Source organism: Pseudokordiimonas caeni, assembly GCF_026719705.1.
Lineage (GTDB): Bacteria > Pseudomonadota > Alphaproteobacteria > Sphingomonadales > Kordiimonadaceae > Gimibacter > Gimibacter caeni.
Genome location: NZ_JAPPRR010000003.1, coordinates 258926 through 278863 on the forward strand (window position 1 = coordinate 258926; position 19938 = coordinate 278863).

Consider the following 19938-nt stretch of genomic DNA (forward strand, 5'->3'; position numbering starts at 1 on the left):
AAATTGATCGGGCCGGGAAGGCAGGATGCGACCATGACACGACCCCAGAAATTCATCATCCGCATGACGGTCTTTTGCCTCGCGGTGATTGCAGTGGCGGCAGTGCTCTCGAAGGCGCTTGTCGCAGCTTTCACGGCGAACCCGGCGCTCAATGGCGTCATCCTCCTGATGCTGGTCGTCGGCGCTGTTTACGCATGGCGGCGCGTGCTGGATCTGGCGCCCGAGATCGGCTGGATCACCGCTTTCCGCCGGGTGCAGAATGCGGGCAGTGTGCCCGCCGCCCCCCGCCTGATGGCGCCTGCTGCCCAGCTTCTGGCAACGCAGGCCGAGGGCGGCGTGCGGCTTTCCGCCCTTTCCATGCGCTCGGTCCTCGATGGTATCGCCTCAAGGCTTGAAGAAAGCCGCGAGATCAGCCGGTATTTCACCGGGCTTCTGATCTTCCTTGGCCTTCTTGGTACCTTCTGGGGCCTCTTGGGCACCATCGGCGCGATTGGCAACACGATCAGCGGGCTGACCGTGGATGGCACCGACATGGCCCTGATGTTCGATGAACTGAAAGCCGGCCTCGAAGCACCGCTTTCGGGCATGGGTACGGCTTTCTCAAGCTCGCTTTTCGGCCTCACCGGTAGCCTTGTCCTCGGTTTCCTTGACCTGCAGGCGAGCCAGGCCCAGACGCGCTTCTATAACGAAGTGGAAGACTGGCTGGCGTCTGTTACCCACCTGTCGCGCGGCGGCGATGCCGTCGAGGGCGTGGCCATGGGCGGCGGCGGCGCGCCCGACGCCTATATGACTGCGCTGATGGAACAATCGGCGGCCGGGATCGAAAAGCTCGCCCGCACGATCCGCGAGGAAAGCGCCTTCCGCCACGAAGCGCATGCCGCCATGTCGGCGGTGGCCGAGCATCTGGCGACGCTCGCCGACCGGCTGGATGCCCAGCGTGCACAAACGCAGGCCGAGGCAAGTGCGCGGGATGAAACCTCGCGCGCGCTGGCCCGCGCCATCGAAGGGCTTGGCACGCGCATGGCGGATGCCAGCAATGCCGGTGCACTGGACGAAGCGACCCGCCAGCATATCCGTAACCTTGATGTCGGCATCAAACGCCTGATCGAGGAACAGTCCCGCGCCGCCGAAACGCTGAACGAAGGCCTGCGGGGTGAAATCCGCCTGCTGGCCCGCACGCTTTCCGCCGGCCTTGGCGAGCGTGAAGGCACGGCCCCCGCGAGCCCTGCGACGGGCAACGAACAACCGCGCGCGCGGCCGCTCGTCGCCGAGCGTGAAAAGGACGATAACTGATGATCGGCGCCCGGCGACGGCTAGGTGGTGATTCCGGCGACAATGTCTGGCCGGGCTTTGTGGATGCGCTGTCCACGCTCTTGCTTGTCATCATCTTCCTCCTGTCGCTTTTTGTGCTGGCCCAGTTCTTTCTCGGGCAGGCTCTTTCGGGCCGCGACAAGGCGCTGGCCGAACTCAGGATGCAGGTGCTGGAGCTTGGGGACCTTCTGAAGATGGAGCAGCAGGCCTCGGCGGCGCTGCGCGACAGCATGGCCGAGCTTTCATCCTCTCTGGAAGCCGCGAACAAGGACCGGGACGCCTTGAGCGCCGAACTTGAAAGCACGAAATCGGCCCTCGCCAGTTCAACCGCAAGGCTTGCCGAATTGGATGCCGCTGCAAGCGCGCTCGGCGTGGAAGCCGCAGACCTCAAATCCCGATACGCGACCGCCAGCGAAGAGCTGGAGCGTGAGAAAGCTCTTTCCGAAAGCGCACGGCGGCAGGTTGAAACCCTGCAGCGGAGCATCACGGCTCTTCGCGAGCAGCTGGCACGCCTTGAGGCGGCCCTGCAGGCGAGCGAGGAACGCGACCAGCGCAATCAGGCGGTGATTGTCGATCTCGGCCGCCGGCTCAACCGGGCGCTCGCCGCCAAGGTCGATGAACTGGCCGGATACCGGTCCGAATTTTTCGGACGATTGAAGGAAGTGCTCGCCAACCGGCCCGAGGTGCGGATCGAAGGCGACAGGTTCGTGTTTGCGTCCGAACTTCTGTTTGAAAGCGGTTCGGCCGAGCTTGGCCCCGAAGGCCGCGCGGAGATGCGCAAGTTTGCCGAAACGCTCCTCACCATCTCGCGCGAATTGCCGTCGGACCTTGATTGGGTTCTCCGGGTGGACGGTCATACCGACAAACGCCCGATCAGCACAGCACGCTTCCGCAACAACTGGGAGCTTTCCACCGCCCGTGCCGTTTCGGTCGTCGAATTTCTCGTGGAGCAGGGCGTCGAACCGCACCGGCTGGCGGCAGCGGGCTTCGGCGAGCATCATCCGTTGGACCCGGCCGACAACACCTTCGCCTATGCCCGCAACCGCCGCATCGAAATGAGACTCGATCAGCGATGAAACGCATAGCTGCTGCCCTGATGGCCCTTTGCCTTTCGGCAACGGCCATGGCCGAAACAACACTTGATGATGTCGCCGCGCGGCTGAAGAAGGGCGAGTACAAGGGGGTGACAGGCGCGCTTGTCTCGGTGGGTGGCAAGCTGGTGCTGGATGTGCCGGATGCGGCGGCGCTTGCCGGAAGCCGTCAGGATATCCGCTCCGCCACCAAAAGCATCACGGCGATCCTCGTGGGCGAACTGATTGAGGATGGCAGCCTCAAAAGCGTGAAGACGCCCGTCTCGAAGCTGTTGCCCGATCTTTATAAGGGTATGGACAAGGCCGACCCGCGCCGAGAGATCACGGTGGAAGACCTGCTCACCATGCGCTCGGGCCTTGCCTGCAACGACTGGGTGCCGGCCTCGCTTGGCAATGAGGAACGCATGTATGGCACTAGCGACTGGAGTGCCTTTGTGGTCGGTCTGCCGCGTGCTTATGAGCGAGGTAAGCATTTCAGCTATTGCACCGGCGGTGCCGTGCTTCTGGGCCGCGTGATCGACGCGCTGTCGGGCTCCGACGTGCCGACCTTCGCGGACGAGCGGCTGTTTCATCCGCTGGGTATCCGCAATGCCAAATGGGAGGGCACACCTGAAGGCCATACCGATACCGGTGGCCATCTGCGGCTGGAGATCGGAGCGCTCCTGAAGATCGGCCAATTGGTGCATGCGGGCGGTGTGTGGGAAGGCAAGCAGCTGATAGCGGCCGATTGGATCAAGGCGATGACCGGCTTCCAGACCCGCATCTTCGACCGCCGCGAAACATACGGCTATCTCTGGTGGCGCAACGAGGGCAGGGTGAAAGACAAGCCGGTGAGCATCACCTATGCCCACGGCAACGGCGGCAATTTCATCATCATCGTGCCGGAGATCGACCTTGTTGCCGCCTTCACAGGCCGCAACTACAACAAGCCCGAACAATTCACGCCGATGAGGATGCTGGGCGAGGAAATCATCCCCGCCCTGTTAAATGAATGAATCGTCATTCGCCGGTTTAGCCGGCGAGTGATCTAGGCCACTTCCCCGAATTGCAGGTCAGCGAGGCGCTTGTAGAGGCCGTCTGTGCGGGACAGCTCCTCGTGCGTGCCTTCGGCGATGATGCCACCGTCGTCCATCACAATGATGCGGTCGGCTTTCTTCACTGTGGCCAGCCGGTGCGCGATCACCAGCGTGGTGCGACCCTGCATCAGATGCTCCAGCGCTTCCTGCACTTTCAACTCGCTTTCAGCGTCAAGCGCCGAGGTTGCTTCATCGAGGAGCAGGATCGGGGCATCGCGCAGGATGGCGCGGGCGATGGCAAGGCGCTGGCGCTGGCCGCCCGAGAGCCGGGTGCCGCGTTCGCCCAGAACCGTATCGAAGCCTTCGGGGCTTTTCTCGATAAAGTCGAGGGCAGCCGCTGCCCTTGCGGCTTCGCGGACTTCCTCGTCCGTCGCGTCAAGCCGGCCGTAGCGGATATTTTCCGCGATTGTGTCGGCGAAAATGATCGTCTCCTGCGGCACGAAAGCGAGATGCGCGCGGAAATCGGCCGGGAGCGTTTCGTTGATCGGCACGCCGTCAATGGTCACGCGGCCCGATTGCGGATCGTAGAAGCGCAACAGAAGCTGCAGGACGGTCGTCTTGCCCGCACCTGAGGGGCCGACAAGCGCCACGGTTTCACCCGCCTTGATATGCAGGTTGAAGTCTTTGAGGGCCGGTATGGTCGGTTTCGTCGGATAGGCGAAGGTCACATTCTCGAACGCGATATCGCCCTGCACTTTGGGCGGCATCGGCATCGGGTTATCGGGCACCACGATCTTCGATTCGGCATGCAGAAGCTCGGACAGCCGCCCGGCGGCACCGGCGGCGCGCTGCAGGTCGCTATAGACTTCCGACAGCGCCCCGAAGGCACCGGCCACGAAGATGGCGCGCATGATGAACTCAAGGATCTGGCCACCGGTCATGGTGCCCTGGATCACATCCTGTACGCCTTCATACAGAACGAGTGTGATGGCCCCGAAGATGAGGAAGATGAGCGCAGCGGTGAGGCCTGCGCGCACCATGATGCGCAGGCGCGCCATACGGAAGGCATCGTCCACGCGCCGCCCGAAACGCTGGGCTTCGGTGTCTTCGCGGGTGAATGCCTGCACGATATTGAGGGCGCCGAGCGTTTCATTGGCCTGCGCCCCCACATCCGCCACTCGGTCCTGGCTCTTGCGCGACAGGGTGCGGACCTTGCGGCCGACCCAGATGAGAATGAAAAGGACAATCGGGATGACGATGGCAATCGAGGCCATCAGCTTTGGCGACATGATGAACAGCCAGACCGTGCCGATAACGGCGATCAGCAGATTTCGTGCCCACACACTTGCCGACGAACCGACGATATTCTGCACAAGGGTGGTGTCGGCGGTCAGGCGGCTCACGATCTCGCCGGGGCGATTCTCTTCGAAATATTCGGGGCTGAGCGTGATCAGCCGTTCGTACACCGCCTTGCGAATATCGGCGACAACCCGCTCGCCAAGCCAGGTGACGAAATAGAATCGGAACGCCGTGGAGGCCGCCATCACCACGACAAGCCCGATGAAAATGAAGAAATAGCGGTCCACGGTGTGGGCGTCTTCGGTGGAGAAGCCCTGATCGACAATGCCCTGCATCGCCGAGGGCAGCACCAGCACGGTGGCGGCACCAATCACCAGAAACAGAAACGCCAGCGCCAGTTCCTTCTTGTAGGGGCGGATGAAGCGCCAAAGGCCCTTCACCTTGCGAACCGGGGCTTTCGGGGCTTCATGCTCTAGGCGGACGGCGCTGTCGGTCATCGGATATCCGGTCTTTCTATATTTCGTCGGACGATTGGGCTTCATATAAGCCATTGGCGCCGGATCGCCAACGCCCGAGCACAAAATAAGCCCGTATGGCAAAAATGCAGGCCTATCGCGTTTCGACCCTTGCCAACCCCGATGAATCCTTTTATACGCGGGGCTCGTTTTTGGAGGACTAGGCCATGAAACAAGGTATTCACCCCGACTACCACACGATCAAAGTCGTGATGACCGACGGGACGACCTACGAGACGCGTTCCACCTGGGGCGCTGAAGGCGACACCATGACGCTCGAGATCGACCCGAAGTCGCACCCGGCCTGGACCGGTGGCACCCGTACGGTTGGTGAAGGCGGCCAGGTTGCGCGCTTCAAGAAGCGCTTCGGCAGCTTCTCGCTCAACAAGTAAGTCGTTCGCGACAATCGCGGAATTCGGAGAAGGCGCCTTTGATGGCGCCTTTTTCATTTTGTCCCCCTTGAAGCTCTCGTTTGGCTGCTTACATCTCAATTGTCCGGTTGCTCGAATGAGGGCCGGCGACACCGAAGGTCCGGCCAGTTGGCGGACCATGATGCAAACAGTTGCTTCTATTGGAGGACTAAACCATGCGTACTTTCGACCTGACCCCGCTCCTGTCCCGCTCTGTCGGCTTTGACCACCTGAACCGCCTGCTTGATTCGGCGTTCCAGGGCGACGCGACCCAGGCAGCATACCCCCCGTACAATATCGAAAAACTGGGCGACGATGATTACAAGATCACCTTGGCCGTTGCCGGTTTTGCCCCTGACGAACTGACTGTCACCGTCGAGAAGGGCACGCTTATCGTTTCCGGCCGTGGCCGTGAAGAAGAAGCCGAGCGCACCTTCCTGCACCGTGGTATCGCCAAGCGCGCCTTCGAGCGCCGCTTCGAGCTGGCGGACACGATTCAGGTCGGTGAAGCGTCCTTTGCAAACGGTCTCCTTGAGGTCGCCCTCAAGCGTGTGATCCCCGATCACATGAAGCCGCGCCAGATTGCCATCCGCGGCAGCGAGAAATCGACCCCGAAAACCATCGAGGCCGACGCTGCCTGAGGCATAGCCTTCTCCAGCCCCGCTGCCCTGCCGGAATTGTTGCCTCCTGAACGGCAGGGCGGCGGGAACCCCTGATAGTTTCCCTGTTTCACGTTTCCTCGCACCTTCATGCGGGACGCGGCCGGCCCTTCTTTCCCCCTCCCCCCTTGCGAAGGCCCCGCGTCCCGCTTCTCTTTCCGAACACACGGCTATATTCTGGCGCCAGCTTGTCCCTCTCCGGAGTTCATCATGGCGCTTGCCCTGCCTGTGCCGGCCGTCACCATCGGCCTTCTGCTTCTCTCCAACATCTTCATGACCTTTGCCTGGTACGGCCACCTGAAATACAAGGCGGCCCCGCTGATCACGGTCATCCTGATCAGTTGGGGCATCGCCTTTTTCGAATATCTGCTGCAGGTGCCGGCCAATCGCATCGGCCACAGTGTGATGAGCGCCGCAGAACTGAAGACGATACAGGAAGTGATCTCCCTGACCGTCTTCGCCGTCTTTTCAATCCTTGTGCTCAAGGAACCGCTCAGCTGGAACCACGCACTTGGCTTCTCGCTGATCGCGGCGGGGGCAGCCTGCATTTTCTACAAGGGCTGAGGGCTACTTTTTCCCGAACAGCGCTTCAGCGGCGGAGCGAGAGGCGCTGCGGGCGGCCTTTGCAGTCTCGGCGCGGACAATTTCGGCTTTCAGGCGCAGGATGCGGTCATCGAGTTCCTCGACACCGAGCGTGCTGATGTCTTCCTTTTCAAGGTCGAAAAGGGGACCGGTTTTCTTTCGGGGCAGGTCATCGAAATCCATGGGGCATCTCCGTTTCTTGTGATCTTGCCGCAGGTGTCTTTACTTGTCACCGGTCAAGACACACGCCTAGACTTCGCCCCGAAAGTACAGGAGGGAGAGACGCAATGACTGCAACCATGACCGCGATCGAGATCGAGAAGCCCGGCGGCCCGGAAGTGCTGAAGCCGGCGACGCGGCCCGTACCGGTGGCAGGGGCAGGCGAGGTGTTGATCAAGGTGGCGGCAGCCGGGGTCAACCGGCCCGATGTGGTGCAGCGGCAGGGCTTCTACGCTCCGCCACCGGGCGCGAGCGATATTCCGGGGCTTGAAATCGCTGGCCATGTGGCTGCGGTGGGCGAAGGGGTCACGGGCTTCAAGGAAGGCGATGCCGTCTGCGCGCTCATCTCCGGTGGCGGCTATGCCGAATATGCGGTGGCGCCTGCGGGCTCGGTGCTGCCGGTGCCCGCAGGGCTGGCGATGGCGGAAGCGGCGGCCATTCCTGAAACTTTCTTCACCGTCTGGTCCAACGTGTTTGACCGTGCGGGGCTGATGCCCGGCGAGTGGCTGCTCGTTCATGGTGGATCCAGCGGGATCGGGTCGACTGCCATCCAGCTTGCCAAGGCGTTTGGTGCCAAGGTCGCGACGACCGTGGGCTCGGCGGACAAGGTCGCGTTCGTTGAAAAGCTCGGGGCTGACCTTGCCGTCAATTACCGCGAGGCGGATTTTGTGGAAGCGGTGCTGAAGGCAACGGGCGGGAAGGGCGTCAATGTGGTGCTGGATATGGTCGGCGGCGACTATCTGCCACGCAACCTGAATGCGCTGGCGGTGGAAGGCCGACATGTTTCCATCGCAGCGCTTCGTGGCATGCAGGCCGAGTTCAATATCATGCAGGTGATGCTGAAACGACAGGTGCTGACGGGCTCCACGCTCCGGGCGCGCGACAACGGCTTCAAGGCGGCGGTGGCGGCAGCGCTTCGGGCGAAGGTCTGGCCGCTCATCGAGGCTGGCAGGGTCAAGCCGGTTGTCGATACAGTTTTGCCGCTTGAAAAGGCGTCGGATGCGCATGCGTTGATGGAATCGTCACGCCATATGGGGAAGATCGTGCTTCGTGTTGCGGCCGGCTGATTACCCCTTGGAATTTCTTTCCAGAGGCACGACATAAGGCCATGACACGCCGCCCCCAAGCTGATAAAGAGAGGTCAGTGAAACGCCGTTTCACCCCTCCGGACAGAGAGTATCGCGCTGGAGGCAGGCAAGGGAAAGCTTGTCTGGGCCCGGACGCATGGCTTGTTCGTGCTGCCCTGGGGTTAAGCGGCCGATAAACTTGAAACAGGATAGAGACAGATGACCCAACCCCTGATGCCCATGGCAACCGCCGTCTGGCTCGTTGACAACACAGCCCTGACCTTCCGCCAGATTGCCGAGTTTTGCGGCCTGCATGAGCTGGAGATTCAAGGCATCGCGGACGGCACCGTCGGCACCCATATCGTGGGGCAGGACCCGACCGCGAACGGTCAGCTGACGCAGGCTGAGATCGACCGCTGTGCCGCGGACGAGACCGCGCGCCTGAAACTGCGCGAGGATGACGTGAAAGCCCTGCCGCGCACCAAGGGTCCGCGCTATACGCCGGTTTCGAAGCGTCAGGACAAGCCCGATGCCATCGCGTGGCTGGTGCGTCACCATCCCGAGCTTTCGGACTTGGCGATCAGCCGCCTTGTCGGCACCACCAAGCCGACTATTCAGGCGATCCGCGAGAAAAGCCACTGGAACGCCCAGAATATCAAGCCGCAGGATCCTGTTGGCCTTGGCCTTTGCAAGCAGAGCGAACTTGATGCCGCCGTGCGCCTTGCGGCTGAGCGCCGCAAGAAAACGGATGTGAAGCCGGAAGCCGGGGCTGAAGCACCTGCTGCTGAAATGCCGGAAGGCGAAGGCGAAGCCTGATCCGCTGGCCATATCGACCTTTAAAATGCAAAAAGCGCAGGAAATCCTGCGCTTTTTCTTTCATAAGGTCCCGACCGGGAGGCGTATCAGTGCCGCACCGCGAGCTTGCTCAGCTCTTCCTTGATGCGGAGCTTCCGGCGCTTCAGCTGCATGAGTCTGATGGTATCGGGATTAGGTCGGTGTTCTTCTCGGGTAATGATCTCTTCGATCTCGGCGTGTTTCGCAGTCAGGCTGTCGACATGCGTTTGAAGGCTCATTCCCGTCTCTCCTTCTTGTTTGCTTCAAAGAGGCCCTGATTCCAACATCCGAACGGCGGGCTTGTCACGGAAAATTTTGTTACCAATCGAAAAAGTGTAACATTCCATCGTATTAAGTGGGATTCTTTGCCGTAGAATGCCGCATGGGAAAAAGGACCTTCACCCGATGAGCGAGACTCAGGACCGCCGGATGATCGTGGCCATCACGGGGGCGAGCGGGATTGTCTATGGCATCCGCGCGCTCGAGATGCTGCGCGACCTTGGCGCCGAGGCGCATCTCGTGATGTCGAAGGCCGCCGAGCGCACGCTCGGCGAAGAAACCGACGTCTCGTTGAAGGCCGTTCAGGCGCTCGCCCACACCATCTACCCGGTCAAGGATATCGGGGCGGCGATTGCCTCGGGCTCGTTCCGCACGCGCGGCATGCTGATCGCCCCGTGCTCGATCAAGACAATGGGTGAGATTGCGACCGGTGTGACTACCAGCCTCGTCTCGCGCGCGGCAGACGTGGTGTTGAAGGAACGTCGCAGGCTGGTGCTGATGGTGCGCGAAACGCCGTTCCACACCGGACATCTGCGCACCATGACATCTTTATCTGAAATGGGGGCGGTGATCGTGCCGCCGGTACCGGCTTTCTACACGAAGCCCAAAACGATTGACGAGATCGTCACCCAGTCGGTTGCCCGGGTGCTGGATCTATTCGGGTTCGATCACCCGGACGTCAAGCGTTGGCGCGAGGCGGAAGACCAAGCGCCTTCATAAGCGCGCCAGCCTCCCGGAAGCCTTTCAGATATGCCGCCAGAAGCGGCACGGGATCGCCCTTGACCGGTGTGCCCATCGCGTCGATCAGGCGCTCCTGCACCGAACGTTCGGCATCAAGCTCGATGGACTTCGCCTCTTCGTATCCACCCTTGCCCTGCATGCTGCGACGGTAGGCGCGCATCATTTCGAGCGTCTTGCGTTCCTTGTCCGATTCGGCTTTCAACTGCTTCCAGCCGTCCGCATCGGGGGTCAGGCCGCGCTGATGAAGCCAGGCCAGCAGGAGGATCACATTCACGTCGCGCCCGGCACTATCCTGTGCTTTCAGGGCAAGGCGCATGACCTCGGGCTTGTCGTAAAGGGCCTTCGATGCGTGCCAGAAGGCGGTGGCGCTTGCTTCTCTCATATCGTTCATGGTGCTATACTGCGCAAATTTCCGAGTAGGCAGGGCGGGATACTTCACTTATGGACGAAGATAATGTTCGGGCGCAACTGGCGCTTCTCATGGAGGAGCATCGGGATCTTGACGACGCCATCACGGCGCTTGAGCACGGTACGACGTTCGACCAGCTTCAGGTGCAACGCCTGAAGAAGCGGAAACTGCACCTGAAGGACCAGATGGCCAAGCTCCGCGATCTTCTTTTGCCTGACATCATCGCCTGAAAATCGGCCACCCTTAGCGGACGTTGCCTTCGCCTTTCATCTCGCGTTTTTTCTCGTACATGGCTTTGTCGGCCTTATCGAGCGCTTCATGGGGCTCGTCGTCCTGTTTGATCGTGTAGGTGCCATAGGCCATTTTCAACTGGTAGGGTTTGCCGCCAAGCTCAATGGGTGAATTGGCGATCACCTCTGCCAGCGCCTTGGCCTTTTCCTGACCGGTCGTTTCGTCGGCTTGCGCCAGAATCACCCCGAATTCGTCGCCGCCAAGCCGCGCGACCACATCGGTGCCACGCACATTGTCGATCAGCAGGCGGGCGAGGTGCAGGAGCGCCTTGTCGCCCCCTTCGTGGCCATATTCATCATTGATCAGCTTCATGTCATTCAGGTCGATGAAGATGAGCGTCGAAGGCGTGCCGTAACGTTGGGCGAAGCCGATCATCCGGTTCAGTTCGCGCACGAAGGCGCGGCGGTTGGGGATCGGCAGGAGGGCGTCAAGGTCCGCGAGGTCTTCCATCTCGCGCAGGCGGCGATTCGATTCTTCGAGCTCGCGCCGCAGGTTTTCCACCTCCTGCATCAGGCTGAGGATGGCCTGATGGACGCGCGGGCTGATCTCGTCGGGGGATACGCCCAGTATCTGGACGCTGTCTTCCACGCGGCGGACCGTGCTGGCGCTCGGGGTGCTCTCACTGCTGCCGGTGCGGCGCACACCGCCCGTGGGGCCATAACGGGTCACCCCTGAACTGTTGGTCACTTTCATGCGGTGTCAGCCCGTGATCGTGTGGAACCTAACTTATCCTACCATCATTATCCCATATGGGCGCTGGTGTGAATCCCTGATCGCACGGTACGAAAGACGCACCCGGCAACGGCTTTGCTTGCATTGAAAGGCTTCCCGCCTATAATGCGCGCGCAGTTGGCCGGGTTCATTCACCGGCCTTTTTATATCGCGGGCGTTCGCCCGGTCCTCTCAGACCCGAGGTGTGTGTATGAGTGACGCGAAGCCGATTGTCGGCATCATCATGGGCAGCCAGTCCGACTGGCCGACCATGAAACATGCAGCCGACATGCTTGAAGAATTCGGGATTCCCTACGAAGCCCGGATCGTGTCTGCCCACCGCACGCCCGCGCGGCTTGTCGACTATGCGACAACAGCACGCGAGCGCGGCCTGCATGTGATCATCGCCGGTGCGGGCGGTGCCGCCCACCTGCCGGGTATGGCAGCTGCCATGACGCCGCTACCGGTTTTCGGGGTACCCGTTCAGTCCGCTGCCCTTTCGGGGCAGGATAGTCTTCTATCCATCGTGCAGATGCCGGGCGGTGTGCCGGTCGGTACGCTTGCCATCGGCAAGGCCGGGGCGAAGAATGCGGGCATCCTGGCGGCCAGCGTGATCGCGCTGCATGACAAGGCCGTTGCCGACAAACTGGATGCCTTCCGCGCCGCGCAAACCGCGTCGGTTGCCGATGTACCTGTGAACGAGGCCTGAGTCATGACTGCAGTGAAACCCGGCTCCACCATCGGCATCCTTGGCGGCGGGCAATTGGGCCGCATGCTGGCGCTCGCCGCTGCCAAGCTTGGCTACCGCACCCATATCTTCTGCCCGGACGAGCGCAGCCCCGCCTTCCATGTGGCGCGCCAGTTCACGATCGCGCCCTATGAGAACGAGGAAGCACTGGCCGAGTTCGCCAAAAGCTGCGCCGTTGTGACCTACGAATTCGAAAATGTGCCGGCCAAGACCGCCGAGATCGTGGCGCGCCATTCGACCCTGCGCCCCTGTGCGCGCGCGTTGAAAATCTCGCAGGACCGGTTGCTGGAGAAAACCTTCCTCAACGAATGCGGCGTCACCACCGCCCCCTTCCAGCCGTTCGAAACGGAAGAAGAGCTGACCGCAGCGCTGCGCGTGATCGGTCGCCCCGCCGTCGCCAAGACCCGCCGCATGGGCTATGACGGCAAGGGCCAGATCCTGATCAAGAACCGGCAGGATATCGACCGCGTGCTTGAGGTTACCGGCGGTGCGCCTTCGATCCTTGAAGGCTTCATAACGTTCGACCGCGAAATCAGCGCCATCGTGGCCCGCAGTGTGGAAGGCGATGTGGCGGCCTTCCCGGTGGGCGAGAATGTGCACACCAACCATATCCTCGACACCACGGACGTGCCGGCCACCATCACCGAAGTGGTGGAGGCCAAGGCCAAGGTGATGGCCACCCGCATCGCCAACGCCCTCGATTATGTCGGTGTGCTGGCGGTCGAGATGTTCGTGAACGACAAGACGGGCGAAGTGATCGTCAACGAGATCGCACCCCGCGTTCACAACAGCGGCCACTGGACTATCGAAGGGGCTGAAACCAGCCAGTTCGAGCAGCATATCCGCGCCATCTGCGGCCTGCCGCTTGGCCCCACCAAGGCGCTTGGCAAAGTGCGGATGAAGAACCTCCTTGGCAAGGATATCCTCGAGTACGAGCAGTATCTGGCCGATACCAACGCCCACTTCCATCACTATGGCAAGCTTGACCCGCGCGACGGCCGCAAGATGGGCCATGTGACTTGGGTCGAACGCTTCCGCCCGGAAGAGAAATAGGCGCACCCACCACCCCTGTCTTTTTTCCTGCATGAAGCCATGCTAGGCAGGGAAAAACCGGCCCCCGCGCCGGGGCTTTCTGAAAAGAAGATGGGGGATGCCATGAAAAAGCTGATGATCGCCGGCCTGATGCTGGCTGCTGCCACCACGCCCGCAAGCGCATGGGGGCCGCTTGGCCACCGTGTGACCGGGGCGCTCGCCGAGCGCTACCTGACGCCCGAGGCGAAAGCTGCGGTTGAGGCGCTTCTCGGTGTCGAAACGCTCGCCGAAGCCTCCACATGGCCCGATGAACAGCGCTCCAACCCTGACGAATTCTGGCAGAAGCAGGCAACCCCCTGGCATTATGTGACGATGCCCGAAGGCACCGACTATGACGCGTCGATGGCACCGCCGCAGGGCGATGCGATGACCGCACTTGCCACCTTCACCGCCACACTGAAAGACAAGAACGCGAGCCTTGCCGACCGGCAGCGGGCGCTGCGTTTCATCGTTCATATCGTCGGCGACCTGCACCAGCCGATGCACACCGGCGACGGCAGCGACCGCGGCGGCAACGATGTGAAGGTCATGTGGTTTGAAAAACCCTCGAACCTGCACATGGTGTGGGATGAGGACCTGCTGAACCATCAGGGTCTTTCCTACACCGAAATGTCCACATGGCTTGCCGCGCGCATCACGCCTGAGAAGGTGCAGGCATGGACGGTGACGGACCCCAAGGTCTGGATCAAGGAAAGTGCCACGCTGCGCCCTGGCGTCTATCCGCAGAACCAGATGCTGTCGTGGCAATATGGCTATGACCATATCGGCACGGCGAAAGAGCGCCTGTCGATGGCCAGCGTGCGGATTGCCGCTTACCTCAATGAGGTTTTCAAGCAGTAAGGCCCTGACGGGTCAGGACCCATGTGCCGTGGTCGGCAGTGATGGCAAAACCGTTTTTCGCTGCGAATTCCTCGACGACCCGGCGCATCGGATAGCCCTTGGTGCGGCCCCAGTGCCAGTCGTCGCCTGCGATGATGGCTTCGGGCCACAGGCGGTGAGCGGCCTCCAGGTCCTCTGCCTTCTTGTCTGCATCGATATAAACGAGATCGGGCTTCAGCCCGGTCGCGGCGATTTCATGCAGCCCGTCGGGGCTTGTCGCCTGCATCGGGATGAAGCGGTCGCGGTAGGGCCTGAGCAGCGATAGTGCGGTCAGGCGCACGCCGTTCGCCGCGATATCGACGGCAAAGCGTTCCTGCATTTCCGGGTCGGGATAGGCGCGGGTGAGCGCGGGGCGGCCGACATAACGCCGGCATTGCGGGATCAGCCGCAGCTCGTCCCACGGATCGATGCCGATAACGGTAAGGCGCGGGGATATATCCAGCCAGCGCTTGGTGGAGGCGCCAAGGAAGACGCCGATTTCCACCATCAGGCGTGGGCGGCTGACCCGGATGATCGCATCCACGAGCTCGCGCCCGCCGCCGCCCAGCGCGTAGGGCCAGGGCGGGATGACCGCCCAGTCGTTCCGTTCGGGCCACGGATGGGCCCGGCGCAGTGCCAGCAGGGAATCCTCTATCAGGCGCTGCGCCATTCGGTTCCTTCCTTAAAGGATCGAGAAGCCCGTCGCCGCCCAGTCCTTGTCGAAAGCGGCGAGGCCGTTCGTGGTCAGCGGGTGGTTGGCAAGCTTCTTCATCACGTCGGCCGGGAAAGTGGCCACGTCGGCGCCAATCAGGGCAGCCTGATGGATATGCACCGGGTGACGCACGCTTGCGACCAGGATCTGGGTGTTGAACTCGTAATTGTCATAGATGGTGCGGATGTCCTGGATCAGGTCCATGCCATCGAAGCCGATGTCGTCATGACGGCCGACGAAGGGCGAAATGAAGGTCGCACCGGCTTTGGCTGCGAGAAGGGCCTGATTGGCCGAGAAGCAGAGGGTGACATTGACCATGATGCCCTCAGCGCGGAGCGCCTTGCAGGTTTTGAGGCCTTCGATGGTGAGCGGCACTTTCACGGCGATATTGTCCGCGATTTTGGCGCACTTCAGGCCTTCTTTCAGCATCGTTTCGTGATCGTGCGCAACGGTTTCAGCCGAAACCGGGCCTTTCACTTCCTTGGCGATCTCGGTGATGACTTCGAAGAAGTCGCGGCCGGATTTCTTGATCAGCGAAGGGTTGGTGGTCACGCCGTCGAGCAGGCCGGTCGCATTCGCTTCGCGGATCTCGTCGATATTGGCGGTGTCGAGGAAGAATTTCATCGGGTCGCTCCTTACCATGTCTGGAGGTCGGTCATTGGCCGCCTGCCTAGCGCCGATGGGGCTTTTTTGCAAGTGCAAAGGGGGTAAGGGTCGGTGTCATGATCGTGCGCGTTGCCTTTTCCTCGTGCCTCTCGTTATGGTGCCAGAAAGTGGCAAGGGCATGGCAGGCGTGACGATTGAATTGGACGACATCGGGGAAGCAAGGCGGATCAGCGTGATGGTGCCCGCGCCCCTTGATGGCCCGCTTGACTATCTGTGGGCGGGGGATATGCCGGCCCCGGCCCCCGGCCGACTTGTGGAAGTGCCGCTTGGCAAGCGCCGCGTGATCGGCGCGGTGTGGGACGGTGGGCGCTATCAGGGCCGTCAGGTCGCGCTATCGAAGCTGAAACCGGCGATCCGCGCGGTGGAGGCGGCCCCGCTCGATGCCGCCCTTATGAAGCTTGTTGACTGGGTTGCGGCCTACACGATGTCCGCCCCCGGCATGATCCTGAAAATGTGCCTCAGCGTTCCCGAAGCGCTTGAAGGCGTGCCGGTGCGCAAGCATCTTTTCTGGCGCGACGGATTGGCCGTGCCAGACAAGCTGACGCCGGCGCGCAAGGCAGTCCTCACCCTGATGGCAGACGGCATCGCCCGCACACCCGGCGAGATCGCAGAGCTGGCCGGCGTGTCGGCAGCGGTCATCAAAGGGCTGGAAGAGCAGGGCGCGCTGATGGCTGAACTGCGTCCGGTGGACCAGCCTTTTGCCGTGCCGATACCAAAGGCAGAGGGCCCCGTCCTCGGACGCGAACAGCAGGCGGCGGCGGACGCGATCCGTGCGGCGGTTGCAGAGCATGACTTCGCGCCCTTCCTGCTGGACGGCATCACAGGTTCTGGCAAAACGGAAGTCTATTTCGAAGGCGTGGTCGAGGCGCTGAAGGACCCGACGGCGCAGATACTGGTGCTGCTGCCGGAAATCGCGCTCACCGCCCAATGGTTCGACCGCTTCGCCAGCCGCTTCGGCGTGGAGCCGGTGGTCTGGCATTCCGATATCGGGCAGGCGGGTCGGCGGCGCGCCTGGGGTGAGATCGCGGCAGGCCGGGCGCGCGTGGTGGTTGGGGCACGCTCCGCGCTGTTCCTGCCGTTCCGCAACCTCAGGCTCATCGTCGTCGATGAAGAACATGACCCGAGCTACAAGCAGGAAGAAGGTGTGATCTATCACGCCCGCGACATGGCCGTGGTGCGCGCCAAGTTCGAGGCCTGTCCGTTGGTGCTGGCGAGCGCCACGCCGTCGATGGAAAGCCGGGTGAATGCGAAGGCCGGACGTTACAGCGAACTACGCCTGACCGAACGGCATGGTGCCGCCGAGCTGCCGGCCATGCGGGTGATCGACATGCGCCATGAGGGCCCGGCCAGCGGCGAGTGGATCGCGCCAGCGCTTGCGAGCGCCATCGAGGACCGGCTCAGCCGGGGCGAGCAGTCGATGCTTTTCCTCAATCGCCGGGGATACGCGCCCCTCACGCTGTGTAGGACCTGCGGCCACCGGATCGAATGCCCGGCCTGCTCGGCGTGGCTCGTGGAACACCGCAGCGAGCGGCGGCTGGTGTGCCACCACTGTGGGCATTCGATGCGCACGCCGGACAATTGCCCGGAATGCGACGATACCGGATCGCTCGTCCCCTGCGGGCCGGGAGTGGAACGCCTGCAGGAAGAAGTGACTGCACGTTTCCCGACCGCCCGACTGGCGGTGATGACATCCGACACGCTCACCCGCCCCGGCGATATGGCGCGGATGGTGGCGATGATCGAAAGCGGGGCGCTTGATATCGTGATCGGCACACAGATCGTCACCAAGGGCTATCACTTCCCGAATCTTACCTGCGTTGGCGTGATTGACGCCGATCTCGGGCTTCGCGGCGGGGACCTGCGGGCGGGCGAACGCACGTGGCAGCAGCTTGTTCAGGTGGCGGGCCGCGCGGGGCGGGGCGACAAGCCGGGCACGGTCTTCCTGCAAAGCTACGATCCCGCCCATCCGGTGGTCGCCGCTATTGCTACGGGCGACGGTGAAGCCTTCATGGAAGCGGAGGAAGCCGAGCGTTCCCGCTTCCGGATGCCCCCCTTCGGGCGGCTTGCAGCGCTCGTGATTTCAGGGCCGGATCTGGCGGCGGTCGTCGAGACCGGGCGCAGGCTGGCGCGGGCTGCCCCTGCGGGCGAGGGCATTCATGTGCTGGGCCCGGCGCCGGCGCCACTTGCACGCTTGCGCGGGCTGCACCGGCATCGCATGCTGGTTCAAACGGGGCGTGACACATTGATACAGGATCTGGTGGCGGGTTGGCTCGGGCGGGTCAAACCGGCGAGTGCCGTGAAGATCAGGGTGGATATCGACCCCTACAGTTTCATGTAGGGCAGAGAGGGCGATTGTTGGGTGAGCCGATAAAATTGCGACCAATTCTTAACGATCCGTTGAAGGGTTGGTCCCTAGATTGGCACCCCGATCTACCCATGGTGTATATGTTGCGTGTTCTGGTTTTGAGTTTTTTGCTGGCGTTGCTGGCTCGCCCCCTGTTGGCTGAGGAAGTCGTGCGCCCCGCCGGGCGCCACCCGATGATCGTTTATGGCGAGGACTGGCACATCCATCCGCAAAGCGAGGAGCAGGCACGGCAGATGGGGGAAATCATCGTCCGGGTGAAGGCCTTCATGGAGCGCACCGGCATCCCGTATGAAATGCGCTTTCTGCCGCGCCCGCGTAAAACTGCTTTCCTGCTGCGGCAGGAACAGGCGCTGTATCTCGAATATCTGCGTACCCCGGCACGCGAAAACAAATATCACTGGATATTGCCGATCCGCGAAGACTACAGCCTCCGGGTCTATACGCTGCGGTCAAGCCGCGCGGCCGGGGTGAAACTCGCCGATCTGAAGGAGGGCGGCTTCGTTGGTGCCTGCGAGTTTCAGGCGATCGGCTGCGAAGTCATGGCCACCCTCGGAATCGATGACGCGCATATGGTGGCCACACCGCTGACTGCGACAACGGGGCTTGAGCGGCTGCTTCTGGCCGGCCGGGCCGACTTCATCGTCAGCACCGAAAAGATTTTCAGCCGCAACATGGCCGATCTTGGCGTGGCTGAAGATGAGACTGCGTCGCTTGGCGAAGTTGCCCGATATCCGGGCTATCTGATAGCGCCGAAGAATCTCGATCCGGATTTGCTGGATATATTGATGAAAACTTCGCATGAAGGGCTTCCGGCTGTCGAATAGTGGAAATTTTTTCCATTCCTGAATTGACTGACGGTGCCGACTGAAATTTGAATGCTGCGCACGGGCGTTAGCTTGCAACCTTGGGGGTCAGGCTGTTGAGCGATACTGGGTGGCGCTGGCGGGCCGTTGCAAATCGCGCAGCGCAGTCAGTGGGAAAGCTTTGGGTGCTTCCGGGGCGGTCTCTGTCGGGGCCTTTGCTCGCTTTCAGCCTGTGTTTCGCCCCATGTATGGCAAGGGCAGATGACGACAGCCTCGTGATCGCGGCACCGCTTCTTTATCCGCTCTATGAGCGTAATGGCGGCGGGGTTGAAGAGGCGATTGTGATTGCCGCGCTTGGCGAGTGCGGACTGAAGCCGGTGATCCAGTTGCAACCCTTTGGTCGCCACCTCGAATCCTTCCTGCAGGATGGCTCGGTGGAGGCCGCAGTCACGGTCATTTCCGCGCCTGCTGATGTCGCGTACCAGTTTGTCTATTCATCCTATCAGAACAGCGTCATCACGTTGCGTGAGCGCATGGCAAAGCCAGAGCATCTCTCGGATCTCGCCGGCATGCGGGTCGTATCCTTTCCGGGCGCGGCGCGGATCCTGCCGGGGCTTGGCGCTGTGCGGGGCAGTTTCTCGACCTATATGGAGATTGCCAATCAGGACGCTCACAGTCGCCTCATCATGGCCGGCAGGGTGGATGCTGTGATTGCCGACAAGCTGATCTTCGCGGCCTATACCAATCTTCTGGGTGCACAGGCGGGCCTCGACGGGCAGGCGGAGGGTCGGTTCGATGTGGCAGCCTTGTTCCCGGCAACACAGGCGCATTGGGTTTTCAAAGATGTGGCGGTCGGGGCGCGTGTCCATCAATGCTTTGAAACGATCAGCGCCAATGGCATTCTGGGCACGCTGCTTGAAGAACGCCGCCGCCGTTTCTTCGGCATCTATATGAAATAGGCGGCAGGATAGGGAAGCGAGCCCGTCATGCTTGAAATGCGCCCCGGCTGTGAATGCTGCGACAAGGACCTGCCGGCGGATGCGCCGGGTGCCTATATCTGCAGCTTCGAATGCAACCTTCTGCGCAGCCTGTGCGGAAGGCAAGCTTGGTGGCCGCTGCCCCAATTGCGGGGGCGACTTATTGTCGCGCCCCACACGCGCCGCCGCCCTTCTTGAACGGTATCCGGCTTCGGTAAAACGGGTGTTCAAGGGATGCCCATGATGCCACTTCCCAAGGCCCTTCGGAAAGCCCCGGAAAGAA

General features: G+C 61.9%; 23 protein-coding genes and 1 pseudogene. 17 read left to right on the plus strand and 7 right to left on the minus strand.

What is annotated here, in order from left to right:
* Positions 1-33: 33 nt before the first annotated feature.
* From OU694_RS14415 to OU694_RS14425, 3 genes are read left to right on the plus strand one after another with little or no spacing between them, the layout of a single operon-like run.
* Entirely contained in the window at positions 34-1293 is a 1260-nt protein-coding gene (locus tag OU694_RS14415; RefSeq protein ID WP_308911711.1) for a hypothetical protein, read from the plus strand.
* Positions 1293-2387 (plus strand): peptidoglycan -binding protein, encoded by a 1095-nt coding sequence (locus OU694_RS14420; protein WP_308911712.1) that lies wholly within the window; start codon positions 1293-1295, stop codon positions 2385-2387. The genes OU694_RS14415 and OU694_RS14420 overlap by 1 nt, the downstream gene beginning before the upstream one ends.
* Entirely contained in the window at positions 2384-3397 is a 1014-nt protein-coding gene (locus tag OU694_RS14425; RefSeq protein WP_308911713.1) for a serine hydrolase domain-containing protein, read from the plus strand. Before OU694_RS14420 ends, OU694_RS14425 begins: the two co-directional genes overlap by 4 nt.
* Positions 3398-3429: 32 nt before the next feature.
* Here the strand turns inward: OU694_RS14425 and OU694_RS14430 are convergent, their stop codons facing one another.
* Positions 3430-5214, minus strand: coding sequence for an ABC transporter transmembrane domain-containing protein (locus OU694_RS14430; RefSeq protein WP_308911714.1), 1785 nt, complete (start codon positions 5212-5214; stop codon positions 3430-3432).
* Positions 5215-5399: 185 nt separating this feature from the next.
* On the opposite strand from OU694_RS14430, the gene rpmE reads away from it, so the two are divergent.
* From rpmE to OU694_RS14445, 3 genes are all read left to right on the plus strand, one after another.
* The gene (rpmE, locus tag OU694_RS14435) at positions 5400-5624 is read left to right on the plus strand and encodes a 50S ribosomal protein L31 (protein ID WP_308911715.1); all 225 of its coding nucleotides are present in this window, start codon (positions 5400-5402) and stop codon (positions 5622-5624) included.
* A 194-nt stretch (positions 5625-5818) separates the two neighbouring features.
* Positions 5819-6283: an Hsp20 family protein gene (locus OU694_RS14440; RefSeq protein ID WP_308911716.1), complete on the plus strand. Its 465-nt coding sequence runs from the start codon at positions 5819-5821 to the stop codon at positions 6281-6283.
* A 228-nt stretch (positions 6284-6511) separates the two neighbouring features.
* Positions 6512-6865 (plus strand): DMT family protein, encoded by a 354-nt coding sequence (locus OU694_RS14445; RefSeq protein WP_308911717.1) that lies wholly within the window; start codon positions 6512-6514, stop codon positions 6863-6865.
* 3 nt (positions 6866-6868) lie between these two features.
* On the opposite strand, the gene OU694_RS14450 is transcribed toward OU694_RS14445, so the two are convergent.
* The gene (locus OU694_RS14450; RefSeq protein ID WP_308911718.1) at positions 6869-7066 is read right to left on the minus strand and encodes a DUF1192 family protein; all 198 of its coding nucleotides are present in this window, start codon (positions 7064-7066) and stop codon (positions 6869-6871) included.
* Positions 7067-7170: 104 nt separating this feature from the next.
* Between OU694_RS14450 and OU694_RS14455 the strand changes: the two genes are divergently transcribed.
* Complete coding sequence (locus OU694_RS14455; protein WP_308911719.1) at positions 7171-8169, plus strand: NAD(P)H-quinone oxidoreductase; 999 nt, start codon at positions 7171-7173, stop codon at positions 8167-8169.
* Positions 8170-8388: 219 nt separating this feature from the next.
* Complete coding sequence (locus tag OU694_RS14460) at positions 8389-8985, plus strand: DUF1013 domain-containing protein (protein ID WP_308911720.1); 597 nt, start codon at positions 8389-8391, stop codon at positions 8983-8985.
* 86 nt (positions 8986-9071) lie between these two features.
* Here the strand turns inward: OU694_RS14460 and OU694_RS14465 are convergent, their stop codons facing one another.
* Positions 9072-9242 (minus strand): YdcH family protein, encoded by a 171-nt coding sequence (locus OU694_RS14465; protein ID WP_308911721.1) that lies wholly within the window; start codon positions 9240-9242, stop codon positions 9072-9074.
* A 166-nt stretch (positions 9243-9408) separates the two neighbouring features.
* Here OU694_RS14465 and OU694_RS14470 point away from each other — a divergent pair, with 166 nt between their 5' ends.
* Positions 9409-10002 (plus strand): UbiX family flavin prenyltransferase, encoded by a 594-nt coding sequence (locus OU694_RS14470; protein ID WP_308911722.1) that lies wholly within the window; start codon positions 9409-9411, stop codon positions 10000-10002.
* On the opposite strand, the gene OU694_RS14475 is transcribed toward OU694_RS14470, so the two are convergent.
* The gene (locus OU694_RS14475; protein ID WP_308911723.1) at positions 9962-10414 is read right to left on the minus strand and encodes a TIGR02444 family protein; all 453 of its coding nucleotides are present in this window, start codon (positions 10412-10414) and stop codon (positions 9962-9964) included. The two genes, OU694_RS14470 and OU694_RS14475, sit on opposite strands and share 41 nt — an antisense overlap.
* Before the next feature lie 50 nt (positions 10415-10464).
* Between OU694_RS14475 and OU694_RS14480 the strand changes: the two genes are divergently transcribed.
* Positions 10465-10662 (plus strand): YdcH family protein, encoded by a 198-nt coding sequence (locus tag OU694_RS14480; RefSeq protein ID WP_308911724.1) that lies wholly within the window; start codon positions 10465-10467, stop codon positions 10660-10662.
* A 13-nt stretch (positions 10663-10675) separates the two neighbouring features.
* Here the strand turns inward: OU694_RS14480 and OU694_RS14485 are convergent, their stop codons facing one another.
* Positions 10676-11416 (minus strand): GGDEF domain-containing protein, encoded by a 741-nt coding sequence (locus OU694_RS14485; RefSeq protein WP_308911725.1) that lies wholly within the window; start codon positions 11414-11416, stop codon positions 10676-10678.
* Between the two features lie 229 nt (positions 11417-11645).
* Between OU694_RS14485 and purE the strand changes: the two genes are divergently transcribed.
* The 3 genes from purE to OU694_RS14500 all read left to right on the plus strand — a co-directional run bounded on the left by purE (position 11646) and on the right by OU694_RS14500 (position 14114).
* On the plus strand, positions 11646-12143 hold the full coding sequence (gene purE, locus OU694_RS14490) for a 5-(carboxyamino)imidazole ribonucleotide mutase (protein WP_308911726.1): 498 nt from the start codon (positions 11646-11648) through the stop codon (positions 12141-12143).
* 3 nt (positions 12144-12146) lie between these two features.
* Positions 12147-13235 (plus strand): 5-(carboxyamino)imidazole ribonucleotide synthase, encoded by a 1089-nt coding sequence (locus OU694_RS14495; protein WP_308911727.1) that lies wholly within the window; start codon positions 12147-12149, stop codon positions 13233-13235.
* A 102-nt stretch (positions 13236-13337) separates the two neighbouring features.
* Positions 13338-14114 carry a S1/P1 nuclease gene (locus OU694_RS14500; protein ID WP_308911728.1) on the plus strand — a complete coding sequence of 259 codons (777 nt, stop codon included), beginning with the start codon at positions 13338-13340 and terminating at the stop codon, positions 14112-14114.
* Here the strand turns inward: OU694_RS14500 and OU694_RS14505 are convergent.
* Positions 14104-14802 carry a class I SAM-dependent methyltransferase gene (locus OU694_RS14505; RefSeq protein WP_308911729.1) on the minus strand — a complete coding sequence of 233 codons (699 nt, stop codon included), beginning with the start codon at positions 14800-14802 and terminating at the stop codon, positions 14104-14106. The two genes, OU694_RS14500 and OU694_RS14505, sit on opposite strands and share 11 nt — an antisense overlap.
* Positions 14803-14814: 12 nt before the next feature.
* Positions 14815-15468, minus strand: a complete 654-nt coding sequence (gene fsa / locus OU694_RS14510) for a fructose-6-phosphate aldolase (RefSeq protein WP_308911730.1) — start codon at positions 15466-15468, stop codon at positions 14815-14817.
* Positions 15469-15628: 160 nt separating this feature from the next.
* Here fsa and OU694_RS14515 point away from each other — a divergent pair, with 160 nt between their 5' ends.
* The 4 genes and pseudogenes from OU694_RS14515 (at position 15629) to OU694_RS16400 (ending at position 19899) form a co-directional block, all read left to right on the plus strand.
* Entirely contained in the window at positions 15629-17848 is a 2220-nt protein-coding gene (locus OU694_RS14515; protein ID WP_373460404.1) for a primosomal protein N', read from the plus strand.
* A gap of 14 nt (positions 17849-17862) precedes the next feature.
* Positions 17863-18699 (plus strand): hypothetical protein, encoded by an 837-nt coding sequence (locus tag OU694_RS14520; protein WP_308911732.1) that lies wholly within the window; start codon positions 17863-17865, stop codon positions 18697-18699.
* Between the two features lie 227 nt (positions 18700-18926).
* Positions 18927-19637, plus strand: a complete 711-nt coding sequence (locus tag OU694_RS14525) for a transporter substrate-binding domain-containing protein (protein WP_308911733.1) — start codon at positions 18927-18929, stop codon at positions 19635-19637.
* Between the two features lie 27 nt (positions 19638-19664).
* Positions 19665-19899, plus strand: a pseudogene (locus OU694_RS16400) (DUF1272 domain-containing protein).
* Positions 19900-19938 lie beyond the last annotated feature (39 nt).